At 38.1% G+C, this 2,210-nt stretch carries 3 protein-coding genes; all 3 read left to right on the top strand.

The genetic code is table 11. The features are described 5' to 3' along the window. A partial coding sequence (locus U9Q18_02480) for a hypothetical protein (protein ID MEA3313225.1) occupies positions 1-200 on the top strand: 200 nt, incomplete at its 5' end. 547 nt (positions 201-747) lie between these two features. Continuing rightward, entirely contained in the window at positions 748-1,968 is a 1,221-nt protein-coding gene (locus U9Q18_02485) for a restriction endonuclease subunit S (protein MEA3313226.1), read from the top strand. Then, positions 1,965-2,210 (top strand): hypothetical protein (locus U9Q18_02490; protein MEA3313227.1); only part of this gene is annotated, 246 nt, incomplete at its 3' end. The genes U9Q18_02485 and U9Q18_02490, both read left to right, overlap by 4 nt.

Here is a 2,210-nt window from a genome sequence, read left to right on the forward strand (position 1 = left end):
GGGTGGCATTGACTCTGGATTTCTGCGAAACTCCAAGAACCAGACAGGAAATTATGGATTTTCTTAAGTTAAAAGACAGAAAGCATTTTAGGGAGAAGATTCTTGATCCTCTCCTCAGGAATGGGCAACTTCAGAGAACAATTCCAGATAAACCAAAAAGCAGATTCCAGAAATATGTTACGGCGAGGAAGGGAGAATGAAATGAAACACTGCCTTGTAAAAAATGGAGAGTAAAATGTGTCATGAATGTGACATAAATGTGACAAATCAAGGTAGGAGGTATAAGTTTAGGGAATGTCCCAAAGTGTTGTGATAGAAATAGAATGAATCAATTGATACAGGCTTTCGGTTCGGCTGAGCTCACCGAAGTCCAACTTTTTGTTCATTGGATTCCCCATTATGTTTTTTAGGCAGATCGCAAGGTTTTGGCGTTAAGATTTCTATATGTCTGAGCGAAGCGAGTTTATAGAAATTAGCCATAAATCGCAGTCAATCTGCCGTTAAGAAAAACATACGGGGTGCCTTTTTCTTTTGCACAGCATTCTTCGAAGCTTCGTTTCTTTTGGGCAAACAAAAGAAATGAAGAATAAAGACAATATACTCCCGTACAAGTTTAGAACTAAGAACTTTTACACTCATCATATAATTTAACAATTTTCATCACAACACTTCGGGACAACGTCTAAGTTTACATAAGAGCTGTGCCAAACTGTGTCGAAAAATTGGATTCTACTGAGAGGATGAAGAATGAAAAAAGAATTTAAACAACCTGGAATCGGCAGAATTCCGAAGGAATGGGCAGTTGTGAAAGTTAGAGATGTGGGCGAAGTTATTACAGGAACCACACCTTCAACAAAGATTACAGAATATTGGGGAGAAGGTTATCCTTTTGTTACTCCCACGGATTTCTCTGACAGTAAATATGTATACGAAACAGAAAGAAGCGTTACCCTGAAAGGAGCTAAGGCAGCACGACTAATTCCTAAAGATTCCGTTATGGTAACTTGCATCGCTTCTGTTGGTGAAGTATCTATGGCGGCAAAAGAATGTATAACAAACCAGCAAATCAACACTATAGTATGCAATGAGAAAACAAACCCTTATTATATTTATTACATAATGGCGTTTAAGAAAAATGATCTTAGAAGATGGGCTGGAATAACTACAAGCCCAATAATTAAAAAATCACTTTTTGAGGAATTCCCATTACCTCTCCCCCCTCTCCCCGAGCAGAAAAAGATTGCGGAGATTTTGGGGACGGTGGATAAGGCAATTGAAAAGGTTGAGCAAGCAATAGAAAAGGCTGATAGGCTTAAAAAAGGATTGATGCAGGAACTTCTGACCAAAGGAATCGGGCATAAAGAATTTAAGGAGAGTGAGATTGGGAGGATACCGAAAGAATGGGAAGTAGTGAAATTGGGAGATAAAGATGTGTCTAATTTAATTATAGGACAATCTCCTCCATCTTCAACATATAATAAAAAAGGCGAGGGCTTACCATTTTTACAGGGTAAAGCCGAATTTGGAGAAATTCACCCTACGCCATTATTGTATTGCTCTCGACCCATAAAAATTGCGGAGAAAAATGATGTACTACTTTCGGTGAGAGCACCAGTCGGAGATGTAAATATCGCTTCACTAAAAAGCTGCATTGGGCGAGGTTTAACAGCAATTCGACCTAAAAATAACAGACTTTATTATTTATATCTGTTTTACTATTTAATATTCAAGAAGAGGGTTTTTAAATCTCTTTCCACTGGTTCTACATTTAAAGCTATAAGAAGAAGCGAGATTGAGAATTACTTAATTCCTCTCCCTTCGCTTCCCGAACAGCAAAAGATTGCGGAAATTCTTGATACTGTGGATAAACGGCTGGAAGTATTAAAAGCAAAAAAGCAGAAATTTGAAAGGATAAAAAAGGGGTTGATGAACGATTTGTTGACAGGAAGAAAAAGGGTGAAAGTATGAAATTCACTGAAAAATCAATAGTTGAAGATTATATAATCAAGCAATTGCAGGCTAAAGGCTGGAAATTTATCCCTGCAGATGAGCTTGAGCGCGAAGGTTTTGAAGAACCTCTTCTGATACCGAACCTTATCAGGGCAATACAGCGAATAAATAAGGAACTCGATGTTGGCGATGAGGAGATAAATAAGGTTTTGAATGAATTGAAACTGACCGTCAGTGGAATTGAGGGTGCAAAGCGAATC

This window comes from Caldisericota bacterium (assembly GCA_034717215.1).
In the GTDB taxonomy this organism is placed as follows: Bacteria; Caldisericota; Caldisericia; order Caldisericales; family Caldisericaceae; genus UBA646.